The 18,644-nt window shown below is 62.8% G+C and carries 16 protein-coding genes; 11 read left to right on the top strand and 5 right to left on the bottom strand.

Annotated features, from left to right (window positions below):
- The first annotated feature begins 8 nt into the window (after positions 1–8).
- Positions 9–701, top strand: a complete 693-nt coding sequence (locus DWB23_RS00565; RefSeq protein ID WP_121740870.1) for a hypothetical protein — start codon at positions 9–11, stop codon at positions 699–701.
- On the opposite strand, the gene DWB23_RS00570 is transcribed toward DWB23_RS00565, so the two are convergent.
- Together DWB23_RS00570 and DWB23_RS00575 are read right to left on the bottom strand one after the other, a co-directional pair.
- Positions 702–2,345, bottom strand: a complete 1,644-nt coding sequence (locus DWB23_RS00570; protein ID WP_121740871.1) for a TCP-1/cpn60 chaperonin family protein — start codon at positions 2,343–2,345, stop codon at positions 702–704.
- Positions 2,346–2,408: 63 nt separating this feature from the next.
- Positions 2,409–2,600 (bottom strand): hypothetical protein, encoded by a 192-nt coding sequence (locus tag DWB23_RS00575; RefSeq protein WP_121740872.1) that lies wholly within the window; start codon positions 2,598–2,600, stop codon positions 2,409–2,411.
- A 223-nt stretch (positions 2,601–2,823) separates the two neighbouring features.
- On the opposite strand from DWB23_RS00575, the gene DWB23_RS00580 reads away from it, so the two are divergent.
- The 3 genes from DWB23_RS00580 to DWB23_RS00590 are packed head-to-tail and all read left to right on the top strand — an operon-like array spanning position 2,824 to position 6,261.
- A complete protein-coding gene (locus DWB23_RS00580; RefSeq protein ID WP_121740873.1) occupies positions 2,824–4,377 on the top strand; it encodes a sugar ABC transporter substrate-binding protein in 1,554 nt (517 codons plus the stop codon).
- A gap of 52 nt (positions 4,378–4,429) precedes the next feature.
- On the top strand, positions 4,430–5,359 hold the full coding sequence (locus tag DWB23_RS00585; RefSeq protein ID WP_121740874.1) for a carbohydrate ABC transporter permease: 930 nt from the start codon (positions 4,430–4,432) through the stop codon (positions 5,357–5,359).
- Between the two features lie 2 nt (positions 5,360–5,361).
- Positions 5,362–6,261, top strand: a complete 900-nt coding sequence (locus tag DWB23_RS00590) for a carbohydrate ABC transporter permease (RefSeq protein WP_121740875.1) — start codon at positions 5,362–5,364, stop codon at positions 6,259–6,261.
- A gap of 269 nt (positions 6,262–6,530) precedes the next feature.
- On the opposite strand, the gene DWB23_RS00595 is transcribed toward DWB23_RS00590, so the two are convergent.
- The 3 genes from DWB23_RS00595 to DWB23_RS00605 form a co-directional block, all read right to left on the bottom strand.
- Positions 6,531–7,292: an IclR family transcriptional regulator gene (locus DWB23_RS00595; RefSeq protein ID WP_121740876.1), complete on the bottom strand. Its 762-nt coding sequence runs from the start codon at positions 7,290–7,292 to the stop codon at positions 6,531–6,533.
- Between the two features lie 218 nt (positions 7,293–7,510).
- A complete protein-coding gene (locus DWB23_RS00600) occupies positions 7,511–8,383 on the bottom strand; it encodes a fumarylacetoacetate hydrolase family protein (protein WP_121740877.1) in 873 nt (290 codons plus the stop codon).
- 103 nt (positions 8,384–8,486) lie between these two features.
- The gene (locus DWB23_RS00605) at positions 8,487–9,140 is read right to left on the bottom strand and encodes a ThuA domain-containing protein (protein ID WP_121741876.1); all 654 of its coding nucleotides are present in this window, start codon (positions 9,138–9,140) and stop codon (positions 8,487–8,489) included.
- A gap of 201 nt (positions 9,141–9,341) precedes the next feature.
- Between DWB23_RS00605 and DWB23_RS00610 the strand changes: the two genes are divergently transcribed.
- The 7 genes from DWB23_RS00610 (at position 9,342) to DWB23_RS00640 (ending at position 18,583) form a co-directional block, all read left to right on the top strand.
- On the top strand, positions 9,342–10,577 hold the full coding sequence (locus DWB23_RS00610) for a mandelate racemase/muconate lactonizing enzyme family protein (protein WP_121740878.1): 1,236 nt from the start codon (positions 9,342–9,344) through the stop codon (positions 10,575–10,577).
- A gap of 917 nt (positions 10,578–11,494) precedes the next feature.
- Positions 11,495–12,574, top strand: coding sequence for a D-xylose 1-dehydrogenase Gfo6 (gene gfo6, locus DWB23_RS00615; RefSeq protein ID WP_121740879.1), 1,080 nt, complete (start codon positions 11,495–11,497; stop codon positions 12,572–12,574).
- A gap of 66 nt (positions 12,575–12,640) precedes the next feature.
- Positions 12,641–13,684, top strand: coding sequence for a zinc-dependent alcohol dehydrogenase (locus tag DWB23_RS00620; RefSeq protein WP_121740880.1), 1,044 nt, complete (start codon positions 12,641–12,643; stop codon positions 13,682–13,684).
- A 141-nt stretch (positions 13,685–13,825) separates the two neighbouring features.
- Positions 13,826–15,232 (top strand): GntP family permease, encoded by a 1,407-nt coding sequence (locus tag DWB23_RS00625; RefSeq protein WP_121740881.1) that lies wholly within the window; start codon positions 13,826–13,828, stop codon positions 15,230–15,232.
- A gap of 97 nt (positions 15,233–15,329) precedes the next feature.
- Positions 15,330–15,758, top strand: coding sequence for a universal stress protein (locus DWB23_RS00630; protein WP_121740882.1), 429 nt, complete (start codon positions 15,330–15,332; stop codon positions 15,756–15,758).
- Positions 15,759–15,885: 127 nt separating this feature from the next.
- Positions 15,886–17,013: a M24 family metallopeptidase gene (locus tag DWB23_RS00635; RefSeq protein WP_121740883.1), complete on the top strand. Its 1,128-nt coding sequence runs from the start codon at positions 15,886–15,888 to the stop codon at positions 17,011–17,013.
- A 124-nt stretch (positions 17,014–17,137) separates the two neighbouring features.
- Positions 17,138–18,583 (top strand): MATE family efflux transporter, encoded by a 1,446-nt coding sequence (locus DWB23_RS00640; protein ID WP_121740884.1) that lies wholly within the window; start codon positions 17,138–17,140, stop codon positions 18,581–18,583.
- Positions 18,584–18,644 lie beyond the last annotated feature (61 nt).

Consider the following 18,644-nt stretch of genomic DNA (forward strand, 5'->3'; position numbering starts at 1 on the left):
GAGCACGTATGAGCCACCGCGGAGATTCTGACCACCGAACCTCGGACTGGACGGTAATTCGGCCGTGGCGTAAACTCTTGCAGTCGAGCGATACTGACGGGATGATACGCGTAGTTCGCCGATACGGATGGCTGCCGGCGTTGTTCGGACTCGCGCTCCACTCGATCGCCCGCGGCGCGTTCGAATATCTCAGCGAACCGTTCATTATCGTCGAGGGGTACGTTTTCCCCGGTTGGCCCGCGGCACTCGTCGTCAACGTCCTCTTCGGGTCGTTCGTCGTCATCTTCTCCTGGTTTTGCTACTTCGGGCTTATCGGTGTCATCGCCGGTTTTCTCTCGACGGAGTACGATATGGTCGGAGACATCTTCAAATTCGGCGGGTATCTGACAGTCCTATTCGCACCGGTCTTTCTCGTCGGCTCCGTGCTGATCGCTACTGTCACCGCCCCCGACGGCGTGAGCACGGAAGTGGTTGCGGAAAACAGCGACGGTACTGCCGAGTTCGCGACGACGGCGTACTCGTTCGTCTACGATACGCCACAGATGCACGCGATTCGCATCCTCAAGGCCGTCGCCTGGGTTGTAACTGGCTTTCTGCTGTTACCGATCGTACAGCACCTGTACGAACTCGACGAGAAACGAAGCGTCATGAGCGTACTGCCGGTTACACTCGTGGGCGTGATCACTGCGTTCTTGCTCTAGCTATCGCCTGATCTCGTCCGGATCAATCGGTGGCGACGTATCGAACACGACGTTGTCGACCCTGAACAGCGAATTTGCGAACTCGACGCTCCAGGCCAGGTTGTTCGTCCGAATAAGTTGCGCATCGAGGCCGTCACTGGCTGCAACGACATCTTCGACGATCCGTCCGGAGGCGTCGATTCCTGCACGCGCGTGCCCGGCGTCATGGAGCACGCGAAGGTCCGTTATCGCGTCGATCGGGTCGGCACCCGCATTGCGAGCCAACGTCCGCGGAATCGACTCGAGGACGGTCGCGAACTCCTCGACTGCCAGTTGCTCGCGCCCGTCGAACCTCGGAGCCAACTGCCGGACGGCCCGCGCCGCTTCGACCTCGGCTGCGCCGCCGCCGGGAAGCGCCACGGGGCGCTTGATCGCGGCGCGAACCGCGTTGAGTCCGCCCGTAATTCGTCGTTTCGCCTCGTCGGCGGCGCTCTCGGTGCCGCCGCGGACGACCAGCCCGACGGTCCGCGGGTCGGCGCCGTCCGGAGCCGTAACTTCCAGCCACGTCTTGTCGTTTTGCGCCTCGCGTACCCTGATCGTTCCGCGTCCGAGATCGCCGGGGCTCGCGGGTTCACCCGGCGTGACCGGTCCGCGGATCGTAGCGCCGGTCACCCGCGACAGAACGTCGATGGACGAGTCCTTGACGTTTCGGAAACACACAACGCCTCGCGCGGCCAACTGCTGGCCGATCTCGTCGGTGACATCGCCGGTAACGAAGACCGCCGTACAGTTCGAGTCGGTGACCGCCGCTGCGATCCGCTCACTCTCTGTCTCGCGGTCGCCGGACCTGTCCACGTAGTCGGTGTCGACCGTCACGGAACTGGCGCTGATCTCGCGGGGTTGTAACGAGCCGTCGACGAGGAGCACGGTTCCGTCGACGGGGAGGTCTCCTGGGATCATCGGCTCGTACGTCAGGAGCGCCCCGGGGATCACCGACGACGACGTGACGTTACCCCCCGGAATCGCTTCGATGGAAACGTACCCGATGTGAACGCGCCCTCGCCGGGGCTCCCACGCTCGAAAGACGGCGTCGACGACGTCGTCGGTGAGTTCTTCGAGCGGCCACGCGCCGAGGCGACCGTTGGTCATCCCGCTGTGCGCGACCCGCTCGAGTCGCGAGCCGTCGAATTCGGCTCGCGTCGTCGGACGGTCAGTACTGGCCACCGGGATTCCGATCTCGTCCCAGACCTCGAGCGTCCGCTGGGCGCCGATCGAGAACCCTTCGACGACGGAGACGGGGGGAACACCCGATTCGATCAGGTCGATCCCGCTCGTCAACAGTTCACTGGCCAGTAGAACCGTCGTAGTCGACCCGTCACCGAGTGCATCTTCGTGGTCTTCCGCGAGGGCGATAAACCGGTTCGCGATCGGATGGTCCGTCTCGCCCTCGAACTCCTCGAGAATCGCAACGCCGTTGTTGGTGACGAACGCGCGTAGCGTATCGTCTCCCATTCGGCGGACGATCATCTTGTCGGCGCCTAACGGTCCGAGCGTGCTTCGGACGAGTTCGCCCATCTCGCCGGCGGCCTGTCGTATTCCTCGTCTCGTTTCCTCCGGAGACAGCTGTTCCCAGCTGACGGCTGCAGTCTCGTTATGTGTTGCCATTTGACTTGTACGGTTCGGCGGTGATGATAGCTGCGTCCATCCTCGATCACTTGCTCTCGAGCATTACCGAATGAACAGCCGATCGGCGACGATTCCGAATACGATCAGCAGGATCAGGAGGTACGTGAGTTCGAATATCAGACCCCAACTCTGCGTGAGTATGTATCGAATGCCAACGAAGGCGAGGGCCAGAAACGCAACCACGAGACCCACGCCGACGCCTGCCGTTCGCGACGAAATGTTACCTACTGCCATAATCGTTCGACGAATTGGTTCGGGGCCTAATAAAAGATTGCCCCTCCGCTCGCCTCTCGTGCGTGGGAGACGATCGGCTTGCTGGCGGGCTCTCACTGACGAACAACTCGTGCAACTACCACCCGGACCCGGGAAGATCGACCGACGGACGTTTCGGCATCGACACGCAGCCATCGTGATAGCTATGCGAAGTTATTTATGAGATCGTCAGTATCTATGCTGTATGTCAGGGAAAGCCACGGCTGGTAGTGACAGTGATATTGACCGGACGCGGGATGCGAGTGCGTCGAATGCCGATCCGCGCGAAGACGAAGACGAGTACTCGCGTCGCGGGTTCATCGAGACCGCGGGCACGATGGCTGCGGCAGGGGCAACCGCCGGGTTAGCGGGCTGTACGGGCGGGACGAGCGAGGGCGACTTCCTCTGGTGGACGATGCGCGGCTACATCCCAGAGGAGGAGGAAGCGATCAAGGACACCGCGGCGGAGTTCGAGGACTGGTATGACGGCGAAGTCAACCTCACCACCAAGGTCGTGACGTGGAACCAGGTCTTCGAACAGTGGATGTCCGCCATCCAGGGCCGGAACACGCCCAACGTCAGCGAGATGGCCAACGAACACGCCGTCGACTACGGCTCCTCCGGCGTCGTCCAACCGAACACGGAACTCTTCGAGGAGTACGACGACTGGTACGATACGCCGTCGTTCTGGGGACAGTACGAGGACGAAATCTGGGGGTTCCCCTGGTTCATCGAGGTTCGTAACCTCTATGCGAACATGGACGTTCTCGATGACGCCGGTCACGATAGCGTCCCCGAAACGTGGGAAGAGATGGTCACCATGGCGATGGACGTCGGCGACGAAACCGATAACGTCGGCTTCGTATCCAGTGGCTCGCAGGATACGGGAACCGGACAGGCGCTCTACGGCGTGACCGTTCAATCCGGCGGCTCGTTCTTCGATCACGACGGGGACCAGTGGTCCGTCGAGCTGGACTCCCCGACGTCGTTGTTTAGCCACCTCTGGATGGCGAGTTTTCAGGAGGAGTGGGATATCGGCCCCGGCGGGTGGGCCGGAATGAACGGGACTGACGCCGAACAGTTGTACCGCGGCGGCGATGTCGCGTTCATGATCAACTCCGGCGACACCGCCAACGAAATGGCTAGCGAGGGCGAGGAAGTCGGCGACGTTACGGAGCTCACACCCATCCCAGCGGGGCCGATGGGGACCAACACCGCCTTCATGGGCGGCAGCTGTTTATCCGCGTTCGAGTCGGACTATACCCAACACGACGTCGACGACGAAAAATCGATGGCGTTCATCGAGTACATGACGCTCCCTGACACGATGGAGGGATACTTCCCGGAAGCAGCACCGAACTTCCTGCCCGTCCGGGAAGCACAGGAGGAGATCCAACCGTTCACCGAGAACTCGACGGACATCCCCGACGAGTGGATCGACGCTCGACTCGAGCAAGCCGAGGACACCGCCCGCTACGGGATCACCGGACCCCAGCGGAACGCGCCGTTCCTCGGCGATCTGGAGGGGACCATGGACGCGTATTCGGTCGCGATTTCTGCGATCCTCGGCGCGGACGAGGATCCACAGGAAGCGGTCGTCAGCCAGGCGAATAAGGTTCGAGAGACGATCAGCGACGAAGTGGAGTACGACCTCGGAGAAAACACCGATCCGCCGGACCTCGACGACGCGCCGGACGAACTGCAGGCCTGGATTCAGGGCGACGGAAGCACGCCCCAGATCTGGGATCCGTCCGAATAAGACCGATCTACGGGCAACCACCATACTAGAAATTCACTGAGTTTAGCAAAACATGTCAACAAATTTAGAAAAACTACGACAGGTCGAACTTCCGAGGGAGTACTATCACTGGCTCTCGAAAGAGAGCGTCTGGGGATGGCTGTTCCTTCTCCCCTCGTTGCTCGCACTCGGAATCGTCAGCGTCTATCCGCTCACTCGAGGCGTCTATCTCAGCTTCTTCGAGTACGACGGGATCGCCGATCCCGAGTGGGTCGGACTCGATCACTACGCGCACATCATCGGCTGGACCGAGTTCTGGATCGTCATGCGGAACACGCTGGTGTGGGCGTTCGCAGCGGTCGTGATCATGGCCCTGATCGGACTCGGTTTCGCGATCATGCTCAACCGCGAGTTTCGCGGCCGGTCGATCGCGACGACGCTACTGTTGCTCCCCTGGGCAGTGCCGTTCATCTCGATCGCACTGAACTGGCGACTGATGTATAACTTCGAACTGGGGCCACTCAACGGCTTCCTCCGACTGACCGGGATCAGTGAGGGGCTCCCGTGGATCGCGAGTTCGCGGTACGCGCTGTTTTCGGTGATGCTCGCCTGGGTTTGGCGTAACTTTCCCTTCTTCATGCTCACCTTCTTGGCGGGCATGAAGGGGATCCCGGGTGATCTCTACGAGGCGGCCCGTGTCGACGGCTCCTCGAGGCTGGATTCGTTCCGACACATCACGTTGCCGTTCCTGCAGCCGATCGTGGTCGTGATGACGCTGCTGATGAGCCTCTGGTCACTCAATCACTTCACACTGATTTACGTGATGACCAGCGGCGGCCCCGGCAACTCCTCGATGGTGTTGCCCGTGTACATCTACGAGCACGCGTTCCATTACGGCAATATGGGGTTAGCCAGCGCGATCGCCGTCGTGATGTTACTGGTCATGCTGACGTACGGCCTGATCTACCTCCGACTATACCGGGAAGACATCGGTGCAAAATAACAATGGCAACAGATACACAAGCGACCCTTGACGAGGAATCGGACACCGGCTTCCTAGGGTTGAGCGAGCGACAGGTCGAGAGCGGTAAGCGCATCGGCTTCCACGCGGTGTTGTGGTCGCTGATCGCGCTCATCCTGTTCCCGGTGTTCTGGATGTTCGTCGTCTCGGTCAATCAGACCGGGTTCGCGGCGTTTATCGACGATCCCATCGGCTGGGCGACGAACGCCGATCTCTCCGGCTACTACCAGGTCTGGAACGAGTCGGACTTCCGGTACTGGTTCCAGAACAGTCTGATCGTCAGTATCGGCGCGACCGTTCTGAGTACCGCTGTCTGTACGCTCGGTGCGTACAGTATCGGTCGCCTCCGGTACCGCGGACGCACGGCGATGGCGACGTTCCTGCTCATCACCCAGATGTTCCCGGCGATTCTGATCGCGATTCCATTGTTCCTGGTCTTTCGGGACTTCGGACTGTTCAACACGTTGACCGGGCTCGTGATCGCGTACGTCGCGTTCACGCTTCCGTTCGCGATATGGATGCTGCGCGGGTTCTACGAAAACCTGCCCGAATCGCTCGAGGAGGCGGCGATGATCGACGGAAGTACCCGCTTCGGTGCCGTCATCCGAGTCATCCTTCCCCTGTCGGCACCAGCGATCGCAACGACAGCGATCTTCACGTGGGTGCTCGCGTGGAACGAGTTCGTCTTCGCGTTGGTCCTGATCAACGATTCCGAAAAGCAGACGCTCCCGCCCGGAATGGGCCAGTGGATCGGTAAGCAAGCGCTCAACTGGGATATGATCATGGCCGGTGCACTCGGTGCGACGATCCCGATGTTGGTCGTCTTCTTCCTGCTCCAGAGCTACATCGTCAAAGGATTGGCTGAAGGCGCTGTCAAGTCGTAACTGACGGCGGCAACAACCCAGCATTCGTCACAACAACTCCCTTCTCACATCGGTTTACAAGACGAGGAGCGATCTACAAAGAGGAGCCGTCTCTCGGGATCTATTCTGTATACCTCAGCAGCCAACCGCGACAACCGATACGGTCGCCAGAGCACGAAACCGGGGATCGGTCGACAACACCACTCGGAAGGACGTCGATTCTAACCGTGCTGTGAGAGAGGTCACGTCCGACAACGCCGACGCGTTCACCGCCGCGGAGCTGCACGCGATCAGGAGTAGTTGTGCTCGAGTTCGATCACGTTCGCCGCGCCGAGGACCGACTCCGGCAGATCTTCGTAGAAGCGTTCGTCACCCACGCGGTGAACGGGACAGGCGACGCTGATCGACGCGATGCTCCGGTCCGCGTCGTCGGTGATCGGTGCCGCGATACACCGCAATCCGTTGAGACGCTCCTCCCGGTCGATCGCGTAGCGCTGGTCCCGGACCTCCTCGAGTTCCGCGTGAAACTCCTCCCGGTCGGTGATCGTCTGGCTGGTAAGCGCCGGTAATCCGTGTTCGGTGAGGATCTCGTCGACCTCCTCGCGGGGACGAAAACCGAGGATCGCCTTTCCGAGCCCCGTACAGTGGAGTCGGACCCGTTTTCCCTCGTGCGTATCGAGTTCGACCGCGTTCTCCCCTTTCGCCTGGTAGAGGTAGATCCCCATCCCGTTCTTTTCGACGAGGAGGTTCACCAGTTCGCCGGTCTCGTCGGCGAGTTCGTCGGCCTGTGACTGGGCGGCGTCGTAGATCGGCGTCCGGTTTCGCGCGTACGCGCCCAGTCCGAGAAACGAGAGCCCGATGTGGTACTCGTCGCCGTCTTTGTCGACGTACTCGTGATTCGCGAGCGTCATCAGGTGGTTGTGCACCGCGCTCTTCCCGATATCGACTCGTTCGGCGATCTCCGAGACGCCGGCCCCGTCGAGTTCCTGGATTACCTCGAGGATCTCGAACGTTCTGCCGACGGTTCGGACCGGGTGTTTTGGTTCTGTCATGCTCCTATGTTACACCGGACTCACATATAAATCGTTCTGAAACAGTGAATCTGGTTTTGTCCTTCTCGGAAAGCACAGCCAGGCACAGAACGGGGCGAACCGCTTCGGGACGAACGAACGCGAAAAACCGCCGCAGCGAGCGTCAGATCCCCCTTCAGGCATTCGGCGGTATTAACGACGGCCACTGTCTCTCGGTGCGCGTTCTGAATCGCGGTAGATCAGACTTCGACGACCGTGTTCGATAGCGTTCCGATCTCCTCGAGGCCGATTTCGACCTCGTCGCCTTCGTGGAGCGTGAACCCCTCCTCGGGGACCAGCGACGTCCCGGTCAGCAGGACCGAAACGTCGGGGACGGCATTGTGCTCCACGTAGCAGTCGACCAGTTCCTCGACCGAGCGGACCATCTTGCCCGTGTTCGTCGACTCGTCGTACAGTACCTCGCCGTCGCGACTGATCGTCATCCACATCTCGAGGTCGTGTGGGTCCTCGAGCGAGTCGGCCGAGCGGACGCAGGGACCGATCGCACAGCACCGGTCGTACACCTTTGCCTGCGGAAGGTAGAGCGGATTTTCTCCTTCGATCGAGCGACTGCTCATGTCGTTGCCGATGGTGTAGCCGACGATGTCGCCCTCGAAGAGGACGACCCCGAGTTCCGGTTCGGGGACGTCCCACTCGGAGTCGGCGCGGATGCCGACGCCTTCGTTCGGACCGACGGTCCGGTTCGGCGTCGCCTTGAAGAAGACTTCCGGCCGGTCGCTCTCGTAGACGTCGAGATACATGTCCGGCATGGAGCTCTCGGCTTTGCGCGCCTCCTCGCTGATCCGATAGGTGACTCCCGCCGCCCACACCTCTCCCGACGAAACGGGCGCTTCGGGGGCGTCTTCCTCCAGAGCGTCGTTTGGGAGCACGGACGCGTCCTCGAGCAACCGATCGGCGATACGATCGACGGTGTGGTCGGTGATCGTGGACGCGCGAAGCAGGTCTTCGAACGTCCGTAGTTGCGGCGTTGCTGCGGTGAGATCGTACAGCGATCCCGCCGTTTCCACTGCGAGACGAGGGGATTTCCCCTCGCGGAGCTGGTAGTAACGCATGTAGGTACCCCCGTCTTTCTTCCCAACCGTATTAGCTCTGGTGCTCAACGGACCCGAGGCGTAGCCGACAGAGAGTAGCGGCCGGCCCGCGCGGTACGGGCGGTCAGGAGTCGCGGGCGGCCCAGCGAATCCCCCGTGCGAGCACCGATTGTACCCCGTCGGTTACGAGCGCCGGGATATCGTGTCCGAGCGAACAATAGAACACGCGACCGTCGCCGAAGGACGTAACCCACGCAACTGGAACGTCGCCGTTCTTCGGATGATCCATTCGCGCGAGCACTCGAACGTCGTCGTCGTACTCGAGTACGTACGGTTCGTCCCAGACTGAAAACCCGTTCAGGTCGGCCGAGATGGGATGATAGCTATCGACGACGGTTACGTCGAACATCGTCTGCTCGGGATGGGCGAGAAAGTGACCGCCGAGTAGCTCTCTGAGTTCGGGAACGGGTTCGTCGCGGCTCCCGTCGACGGTCGTCGTCAGGTCCGCTGCACCGTGGACGCCGACGTAGCCACCGCCGCTGTCGACGAACGAACACAATCCTGCTAGCTGCTCGTCCGTGAACGTGCTGTCGGTCGTATAATCGACGAGCACGTCGTACGCCGAAATTCGGTCCTCACGGAGGACGTCACGGTCAGCGGTGACGTCGACGTCGATCCCACGTCGTTCCAGCTGTCGTGCGATGGTCGGTCCCGCTCGTTCGATCCGATGAAACGGAAACCGATTCCCGCCGAGTATGACTGCTGTTGGCCTGGCCATCGGTTCGGCTAACGAGCGAGAGACGGTAAAACCCACCGTCGCGCCTCCCGACTCGAGTCGGGATCTCCGAATCGCTACGCGCTTTCGTTTCGGTCGGGTGGACGAGTTGCAACCGTCCAGACTGTTACCGTCGTTCGAGCGACCGCCGCGAGTAACCGACATGCGAAACGTGATATACCATGAGGAGTAAACGGCAGTCGTATGCCGAACTACCGGACGTTACGCGATCCGAACGCAGAGTATACGATGCGTGATCTCTCATCGGAAACGATGCAGCTGACCGCGGACCGCGGGCCGCGCGATGTCGAGATCACCGACGTACAGACCACGATGGTCGACGGAAACTACCCGTGGATCCTCGTCCGCGTCTACACGGACGCCGGACTCGTCGGAACCGGTGAATCCTACTGGGGCGGCGGTGACGACGCGATCATCGAGCGGATGGCGCCGTTCCTCGTCGGCGAGAACCCCCTCGATATCGACCGGCTGTACGAACATCTCATCCAGAAGATGTCCGGCGAAGGCTCGATCTCCGGAAAGGTCATCTCGGCCATCTCGGGCATCGAGATCGCTCTCCACGACGTGGCGGGTAAGATCCTCGACGTCCCGGCCTACCAGCTGGTCGGCGGGAAGTACCGCGACGACGTCCGCATCTACTGCGACCTTCACACCGAAGACGAGGCCAATCCCGTCGCCTGTGCCGACGAAGGCGAACGCGTCGTCGAGGAGCTCGGATACGACGCCATCAAGTTCGACCTCGACGTTCCCTCGGGCCACGAGAAAGACCGTGCAAACCGCCACCTGCGCGGCCCCGAGATCGACCACAAGGTCGACATCGTCCGCGAGGTCACCGAACGCGTCGGCGACAGAGCCGACGTCGCCTTCGACTGCCACTGGTCGTTCTCCGCGGGCTCCGCGAAGCGCCTCGCGCGCGAACTCGAGGAGTACGACGTCTGGTGGCTCGAGGACCCCGTGCCGCCGGAGAACCACGACGTCCAGCGGGAGGTCACCCAGAGTACGACGACGCCGATCACCGTCGGCGAGAACGTCTACCGAACCCACGGACAGCGCCGGCTGCTCGAGGAGCAGGCGATCGACATCATCGCGCCGGACCTGCCGCGCGTCGGCGGGATGCGCGAAACGCGAAAGATTGCCCAGCTCGCGGATCTCTACTACGTGCCGGTCGCGATGCACAACGTCTCCTCGCCGATCGGGACGATGGCGTCGGCACAGGTCGCGGCGGCGATCCCGAACTCGCTGGCCGTCGAGTACCACTCCTACGAACTCGGCTGGTGGGAGGACCTCGTCGAAGAGGACGACCTCATCGAGAACGGGCGCATGGAAGTTCCCGAGAAGCCCGGACTCGGACTCACGCTCGATCTCGACGCGGTAGCGGAGCATATGGTCGACGGCGAAGAGCTGTTCGACGAGGCATAAGCTCCGTCGAACTCGCGGAGCGGGTTGTTCGCTGAACGGGATCCCGTTGAGGCCGGTGCTGCGGTGGTTCGTGCTGTGTGGACGGACCGAACTGCACTGGCCGGTTCACTTTTCGACCAGAGAGGGTCTGGATACGATGTGTCGAATGCCGATTAGCCGCCGCGCCGAAACGCGGACACGTCCGCCTGGAACCCGACGAACGCCTCGAACACCCAGTCGCGCGTTGTACCCGGCTGCACATCGTTCTCGCCGGTCGTTGATTCGCGTCCGACACATACACGGCGATGTTGACTGCTCAGGCCGGACAGCCCCACTCCGGTGAGAGTCTCGTGCCGTCCCCGCTTGTGGTCAGTTCGTGTTTGTACTGAAAGAAAGGAGGGGATGGAGCACGAAAGAATAGTCTCTCTTAGAGAAGGATGTTCATTTACTCAGAACACCAGATGGGACACACACAACATGGAATGGTAACTACTACCAACCTCGGCGGGGTAGGGTTCACCGTTACCCCGTCGGTCACTAGCGTTCTCAGTGGTTCCGTTCCGGCCGTTACGGGGAGTGTCCGGAACCCGCTACACTCCTCGAACAGCACTCGGAGCGTCGCCATCTGGCCGATGTGTACAGTGCACTCGCGTACATCGCGCCTCTCGTCACGGCCGCCAATGTATTACATTCGTATGAATGTAATATCGAGTGCGAAACGGGATAACCGGGACCGAGTCGCGCTCAACTACGGTCGTATCCGCGTGAGACCGCGGGTTCGGCCGCGCTCGGAACTGTAGTTGACACTTGCACCCCATCCGTTCTGTGTTACAGAACATCACCTCCAGATGGCCTCATCCGGAGACGGTAAGGGGATCGGTTCGACCATGTTGCCGGCCCACCGAACGATTTTATCCCCCACGCTCGAAACGGTGCCTATGGACACACTTTCGGTGATTGATCGGTTCGCGGAGCGCGATTGGGAGACGACAGCGGACGGCACCGTCCGATTCGCACTGGTCGGCCTCGGCTGGTGGACCGTCGACGTCGTCGTGCCCGCAATCGAACAGTCGTCACACTGTGAGACGAGCGTCCTCGTCAGTTCCTCCCAGGAGAAAGCGGACCGACTGGCGGAGCGCCACGGCGTCGAACGGGGGCTCACCTACGACGATTTCCACGACGGCGACGCGACCGACGCCTACGACGCCGTCTACGTCGGCACGCCCAACGCCTTCCACCTCGAGTACGTCGAAACCGCCGCCGAACTGGGGAAGGCGGTGCTCTGTGAGAAGCCGCTCGAGGCCACGGTCGAGCGCGCCGAGCGGCTCGTCGAGGCCGCCGAGGCTGCCGACATTCCGTTGATGACGGCCTACCGAATGCACACCGAACCCGCCGTTCGACGGGCGAAAGAACTCATCGACGACGGCTTCATCGGCGAGCCGACCCACGTCTACGGCAACAACACCCAGCCCATCCTCGAGATGAATCCGGATCCCGACCAGTGGCGGCTCGATTCCGACGTCACCGGCTACGGCACCTCCGTGATGGATCTGGGTATCTACCCGATCAACACCGCTCGCTTCCTCCTCGAGCGCGACCCCGTGCGAGCGAGTGCGCGGATGGACTCGTCTCACGACGCGTTCGACGACGTTCCCGACCAGAACGCGACGGTCACGCTCACGCTCGAGGGCGATCTGCCGCTGGTCTGTACGACCAGCCAGCACGCCCAGCAGGATACCCAACTCAAAATCATCGGCACCGAAGGGACGATCGAACTCGCGCCCGCGTTCCACGGCGAGGCGACGTTGCACCTCTCGTCCGGTAGCCTTCGGGCGACGGTCGAAGACACGGAGTACACCGCGGTCGAGGAGATGCGCGAGGAGTTCGATTACTTCGCCGACCGGGTGCTCGGCGGCGAACCGATCCTCCCCGACGGCCGCCACGGACTCGAGGACATGCGAACGATTCGGGCGATACACGAGGCCGCCGAGCGCGACGAACCCGTCGACATCGAATAGGGGCCGCCCGTCCACGCCGCCGAATCGTCCCAACAGAATTATAATCGCCGGGGAAGGATTCGGCGTATGCGCGGACTTGCCAAAACGAGCCGAGAGTACGGTGAAATGGAACTCGTCGACCTCGAGCGGCCGGAGCCGGCGGCCGGAGAGGCGCTGATCGAAGTCGACTACGCCGGACTCTGTGGGAGCGACGCGGGAATCTACAAGTTCAAATCGGCCTTCGAACGGATGACGATGCCGACCGTCATCGGTCACGAGTACACCGGTAGGGTCGTCGAAGTCGGCGACGGCGTTTCCGACTTCGCCGTCGGCGACCGCGTCGTCGAACGACCGATCCGCGGCTGCGGTTCCTGTTATCAGTGTCGACTCGGCGAGGAGAACGTCTGTCAAGATTCGGTCATTACCGGCGTCGATCACGACGGCGCGTACGCGGGATACATTTCCGTTCCGGAAACCGCGCTTCAACACGTTCCCGACGGCGTCGACCCCAAGCACGCCGCTCTCGTCGAACCGACGAGCATCGGCGCTCGAGCCGTGATCCAGAACTCGCGCGTCGGTGCCGGCTCGCGCGTCATGGTCGCCGGCCCGGGGCCGATCGGGCTCCTGACGGCCCAGATCGCCGATTCGCAGGGCGGTGACGTCGTCGTCGCCGGCGTCGGTAGCGACACGAGTTACCGGCTCCCGCTGGCCGAAGAACTCGGCTTCCGGACCCTCAACGTCGAGGAGCACGATCTCGAGACGGCTCGCGAGGAACTGACCGACGGAGCCGGTTACGACGTCGTGTTCGACACGACGGGTCATCCCTCCGGCCTGACGATGGCCGTCGACGAGGTGCGAAAGGGTGGCCAGATCGTGCTGGTCGGACAAACTGGCGAAACCACGATGGCGTACTCGCCGCTCGTCCGCGCCGAAATCGATCTTCAGTGTTCCTACGCCTCGACCTGGGAGGACTTCGAACGATCGCTCCGGTTGATCGAATCCGGCGACGTCGACCTCGAAACGTTCCTCGACGATCGCTACTCGCTGCTCGAGGCCGACGAGGCGTTCGAATCCTTCTTGGCCGGAGAAACCTGCAAGCCCGTCTTCGACGTGAGCGTGGTCCGGGAGTAGGGGTCGGTGAAGCCGTCCGATGCGTCCGACACTTCGAAGAGATACTCGAGAGCTAGCCGGATTTATTATATCTAACAAGATTATTGCTCCAATCTAACATTCACCAAAGATTATTTGAGAGGTGGTTGTATAGGTGCGGGTATGGCGCTGGAGAGTCCGGTAGTCGTATTCGGTATTGGATTGATCGCTGTTATCGCACTGTTGGTCTGGTTACGCGTTCCAGCCTTCATCGGACTGGTCCTCGCATCGTTGATCGTCGGCGCGGCGACGGCCGAAGTGCCGATGGCCGACGTTCCCAGCGAGACGGCGACCGCGTTCGGTGAGACGATGATCGGGGTCGGTATTCCGATCCTGATGGCAGCGGTGATCGGGAAGACAATGATGGAGAGCGGGGCCGCCGAGCGGATCGTTCGCTGGTTCCAGTCGCTCACCGGCGAGGATTACTCGTATCTCGCCCTGGGCGGCTCGAGCGGCGTGCTCGCGATACCCGTCTTCTTCGACAACGTCTTCTTCCTGCTCGCACCGCTGGCCCGGTCGATGCGCGCGCGGACCGGCCGCGACTACGCGCTGTTCATCACCATCGTCGGTGCCGCCGGGGTGACCGCACACGGGTTCGTCCCGCCAACGCCCGGACCGCTCGCGGTCTCACTGGAACTCGGTGTCGACCTCGGGTTGACCATGCTGGTCGGCCTCTTCGTCGCGATTCCGATCGTGATCGTGTCGGGAGTTCTCTACGGGAAGTGGATCAACCGACACGTCAACGTACCGCTTCGCGAGACGATGGGATCGTCCGTCGAACGCGTCGAGGAACTGGCCAACCGACCGCTCTCCGACCTACCGGGGATGTTCGAGGCGATGCTGCCGATCCTGCTCGCGGTGTTCCTGGTCGCGTCGAACACGACACTCGATTACCTCATCGATATGGCCGAAGAGGGCTCCCTCGGACTCGGCGCGTTTCAGGAAACGCTCGAGGCGCTCACGCCGGCGACCGCCTTTATCGGCGATCCGAACTTCGCGCTGACCGCCGCCGCGCTCGCGTCCGCGGTGACCTTCTACCGAATGGAGTCGCTGACGCGAGAGGCGTGGTCCGACGAACTCGTCGACGCGCTCCAGAGCGGCGGTCACATCGCGGCGATCACGGCCGCCGGCGGCGCGTTCGGTGCGATGCTGGCGGCGTCGGGCATCGGCGACTACATCGCCACCACCCTCGAGGGGCTCGGCATTCCGCTCTTGGTCGCCGGTTTCGTCATCGCGGCGACGATTCGCATCGCACAGGGATCGGCGACGGTCGCCCTGCTCACGACCGCGGGGATCATGGCACCGCTCGTAGGCGATCTGACGGTTCATCCGGTCTACCTGGTCATGATCATCGGCGCGGGCGGATCGATCTTCTCGTGGTACAACGATAGCGGCTTCTGGATCGTCAAGGAGATCGGCGGCTTGACGCAGGCGGAGACGTTCAAGATCTGGACGGCACTGACGACGATCGTTTCGCTGACCGGCTTCGTCGTCGTCATGGTCCTCTCGACGCTGTTCCCGCTCATATAGCGGGCTCGAGTACTACGTCTCTCGGGAGAGTGAAACCGGACCAACCGTTCCGGAATGCGAGACAATATATTTACGTGAGCCGCCCGATCACGTATGTATGGTCGTCGTAACAGCAATCGACGGAGAAAACGGGTCGGAACGCGTTCTCAGAGAAGGCTGGAAGCTGGCGTCGCAGTTCGACGAACCGCTTCACGTCATTCTCGTCTACGAGGAATCGGATCACAAGTACCTCATTAACAAGTCACTCAACATCGACGATGAGGTGTCGCCGGAGCAGGCGGAGGAACTCGCCGCCACGGTTATCGAGCAGGTTTCCGAGGGCGTGACCGACGAATACGAACCGGTCGGGCGCACCGGGAACCCGCCGGAGGAGATCATCTCCCACGCCAACGACGTCGATGCGAGCTACATCGTCGTCGGCGGTCGCTCTCGATCACCGGTCGGAAAGGCGCTGTTCGGAAGCGTCACCCAGTCGGTACTACTCGACGCCGACTGTCCCGTCGTCGCCGTCATGGCCGAACAATAATCGGGACGCGGTCTACAGCGCTGACCGGACGAGTCGTCCGGTGGCGCTCTCGAACGCACGACACGCACGACATCGCGCACCCGAGAGCGGGAAACACTTATGCAACTGACGACCACTGTCCATCGATATGGAACATCCCGCGCTCGTCAAGCGCCGGCGAGTCGCCGACGCGCTCGCACAGCGGTCGCTCGAAGAACTGTGGCTCTGCCGGCCGGAGAACGTCGCCTGGCTCGGTGGCGGCGACGTGGTCGTCGACGCGGCGAGCGAGATCGGCGTCGCCGCACTCGGCGTTCCCGCCGACGGCGGTGCCGTACGCCTCCTCGCGCCGAACAACGAACTCGATCGGATCCGCGAAGAGGAAGTACCCGCGCTCGAGGCGGCCGGAATCGACGTCGAGGTGGACCTGTACGAGTGGCACGAGTCGTCGCTTCCGGCGGCCGTCGCGGACCGACGTCAGGAGGCTTCCGGAGCCGACGTTCCGATCGAGGGAGTGGCCGAAGTCGATCCGGCGACGCTTCGGACGCCACTGCCCGCGGGCGAACTCGAGCGCTACGAGACGGCGTCTCTCGGGACGGCTCAGGCCGTCGAAACCGTCGCCAGCGAGCTCACGGGCGAGACGACCGAACGGGAGGCGGCAGCGGCGCTTCGCCGCGAACTCACCGAGCGCGGGTTCGCCGCGCCCGTCGTGCTCGTCGGCGGTTCGGAACGATCGCTCCGCCACCGACACTTCACTCCGACGACGGCCCCGCTGGACCGGTTCGGCCACCTGACGGTCGTCGCCGAACGCGGCGGTCACAACGTCGCCGTCACCCGAACGGTCGCGTTCGACCCGCCCGAGTGGCTTCGCGAGCGCCACGACGCGGCGTGTCGGGTCGCCGCGACGGCAGCGGCGGCGACACTGGACGCGGCGCGAACCGGTGGCACCGCCGCCGACGTCTTCGATGCGATCCGGACTGCCTACGACGAACTCGGCTACCGCGGCGAGTGGCGCTCCCACCACCAGGGCGGGGCGATCGGCTACGAGAGCCGAGAGTGGACTGCGGATCCCGCGTCGACGGCTCCCGTGCTCGAGCCGCTTCCCTACGCGTGGAATCCGACGGTACAGGGTGCCAAGTGTGAGGACACGATCCTCGTCGACGCCGAGCGCGGCGTGGACGTGCTCACGTCGACCGGCGACTGGCCGACGACGCGTTACGATCCCGTCGGCTTCGACGACGCGGTCGCCTTTCACGATCCGCTCGAGGCGGATCCGTAACGTACTCGATGGACCGCCGCCGGTGGTCGCACCCGAATCAGTCATTGTGAACGGCACTCATTGTGGAAGGCTTTGCCGAGTTGCGAATGCCCATTGAGGGCGGTCCGAAACGAAGAGTGCCCTCGTGTCCACGTATCCTAATCCGCTCCGTCTCCCGATTCTCGCTATCGGGCTCGCCCTCGCACGACTCGGACTGATCGACCGGGAGCGCGCCGTCCAGACGACCGCACTCGCGTGGCCGCGCATCGTCACCGGACTCGCGCGCATGTCGAAGAGCGCGGTCGACGTCGCGATGGTCGGCGTCGCGGTCGGCATGAGCGCAGTCGCGGGCGTCGGGTTCGCGGGGCCGTTCTGGGGGCTCGCGTTCGCCATCGGCGGCGGCGTCGCCGGCGGCACCATCGCGCTCGTCTCACAGCGCTACGGCGCGGACGCACACGACGAACTGGGGGTTGCCGTCCGCTCGAGCACGCTCCTCGTCGTTGCGATCAGTGTCCCTGTGGTGGTCGTCTTCTGGTTCGTGCCGTACGAACTCATCTCGCTGCTCAGCAGCAACGAGCGGGCCATCGACTACGGGGCGACCTACCTGCAGGTCGTCGGACTCGGCATTCCTTTCGCCGGGCTCAACCTCGTCGGCAGCCGAGCGCTCGTCGGTGCCGACGACGCCTACACTGCGATGCAGGTCCGCGCCGGCGGTGCCGTCGCCAACATCGGCCTGAGCGCGGCGTTCATCTTCGTCCTCGAGTTGGGCGTCGCCGGCGCGGCGCTCGGGACCGTCCTCTCGAACGTCGCCGTCACCGCGGCCTTCGCGATCGGCATCGCTCGCGGTCGATTTCCCGGGATGGGCGAGTTTCCCATTCAGGTCGACCCGTTCGGAACGTACGTCGACCCCGAAACGGTGCGCGACCTGTGGGAGATCGGACTCCCGATCGGCGCTCGAAACCTCGTCTGGACGATCGCCGAGTTTCCGATGCTCGGCATCCTCGATATCTTCGGGGAGACCACCCTCGCCGCGTTCGTCATCGCCCGTCGGATCTGGGGGCTGATGAACACGCCGGGATGGGGATTCGGGCTGGCGTCCTCGAGCCTGGTGGGCCAGGCCCTCGGGCAGAACGACGAGGCGACGGCGGAGGCCTACGGGCGGGACATCATTCGATTTTCCGTGGCGACGTACGTCGTGTTCGCGGTCTGTATCGCGATGTTCGCCGAGCGGATCGTCGTCCTGTTCGCTGACGATCCGACGAACCCGGAGATACCCATCGCCGTCACCCTCGTCTACGCCGCCTGCGTCGCCGTGTTGTTCCAGGGCGTGACGGCCGCCGCGTCCGGACCGCTCGACACCAGCGGGGATACGCGAATCCCGTTCCTGAGTCAGTGCGTCGGCATCTTCTGTGGGGCGATCCCGCTCGCGTATCTCGGTGCGACGACGGCGCTTGGCTACTGGGGGCTGTATCTCGCCTTCCTCGCCGAGACGAGTATTCCCGCCGCCATCAATTACTGGCGGTTTCGAACGAACAAGTGGAAGGCCATCAGCGAGAGCTACCGTCCCGACGTCGCAGTCTCGGACGATTGAGACGCGTGATCGGTTCGACCCGCCTATCTCGACGGCTCCGCGAGTACGACGATTGTCGTAG

The organism is Natronorubrum halophilum (assembly GCF_003670115.1).
Lineage (GTDB): Archaea > Halobacteriota > Halobacteria > Halobacteriales > Natrialbaceae > Natronorubrum > Natronorubrum halophilum.

Bases quoted from the DNA above. Each gene is read 5' to 3' on its own strand.
- DWB23_RS00635 (WP_121740883.1), top strand. From the start codon at position 15,886: ATGGAACATCCCGCGCTCGTCAAGCGCCGGCGAGTCGCCGACGCGCTC.
- gfo6 (WP_121740879.1), top strand. From the start codon at position 11,495: ATGGACACACTTTCGGTGATTGATCGGTTCGCGGAGCGCGATTGGGAG.
- DWB23_RS00630 (WP_121740882.1), top strand. From the start codon at position 15,330: ATGGTCGTCGTAACAGCAATCGACGGAGAAAACGGGTCGGAACGCGTT.
- DWB23_RS00605 (WP_121741876.1), bottom strand. From the start codon at position 9,140: ATGGCCAGGCCAACAGCAGTCATACTCGGCGGGAATCGGTTTCCGTTT.
- DWB23_RS00610 (WP_121740878.1), top strand. From the start codon at position 9,342: ATGCCGAACTACCGGACGTTACGCGATCCGAACGCAGAGTATACGATG.
- DWB23_RS00580 (WP_121740873.1), top strand. From the start codon at position 2,824: ATGTCAGGGAAAGCCACGGCTGGTAGTGACAGTGATATTGACCGGACG.
- DWB23_RS00625 (WP_121740881.1), top strand. From the start codon at position 13,826: ATGGCGCTGGAGAGTCCGGTAGTCGTATTCGGTATTGGATTGATCGCT.
- DWB23_RS00600 (WP_121740877.1), bottom strand. From the start codon at position 8,383: ATGCGTTACTACCAGCTCCGCGAGGGGAAATCCCCTCGTCTCGCAGTG.
- DWB23_RS00565 (WP_121740870.1), top strand. From the start codon at position 9: ATGAGCCACCGCGGAGATTCTGACCACCGAACCTCGGACTGGACGGTA.
- DWB23_RS00575 (WP_121740872.1), bottom strand. From the start codon at position 2,600: ATGGCAGTAGGTAACATTTCGTCGCGAACGGCAGGCGTCGGCGTGGGT.
- DWB23_RS00590 (WP_121740875.1), top strand. From the start codon at position 5,362: ATGGCAACAGATACACAAGCGACCCTTGACGAGGAATCGGACACCGGC.
- DWB23_RS00595 (WP_121740876.1), bottom strand. From the start codon at position 7,292: ATGACAGAACCAAAACACCCGGTCCGAACCGTCGGCAGAACGTTCGAG.
- DWB23_RS00570 (WP_121740871.1), bottom strand. From the start codon at position 2,345: ATGGCAACACATAACGAGACTGCAGCCGTCAGCTGGGAACAGCTGTCT.
- DWB23_RS00585 (WP_121740874.1), top strand. From the start codon at position 4,430: ATGTCAACAAATTTAGAAAAACTACGACAGGTCGAACTTCCGAGGGAG.
- DWB23_RS00620 (WP_121740880.1), top strand. From the start codon at position 12,641: ATGCGCGGACTTGCCAAAACGAGCCGAGAGTACGGTGAAATGGAACTC.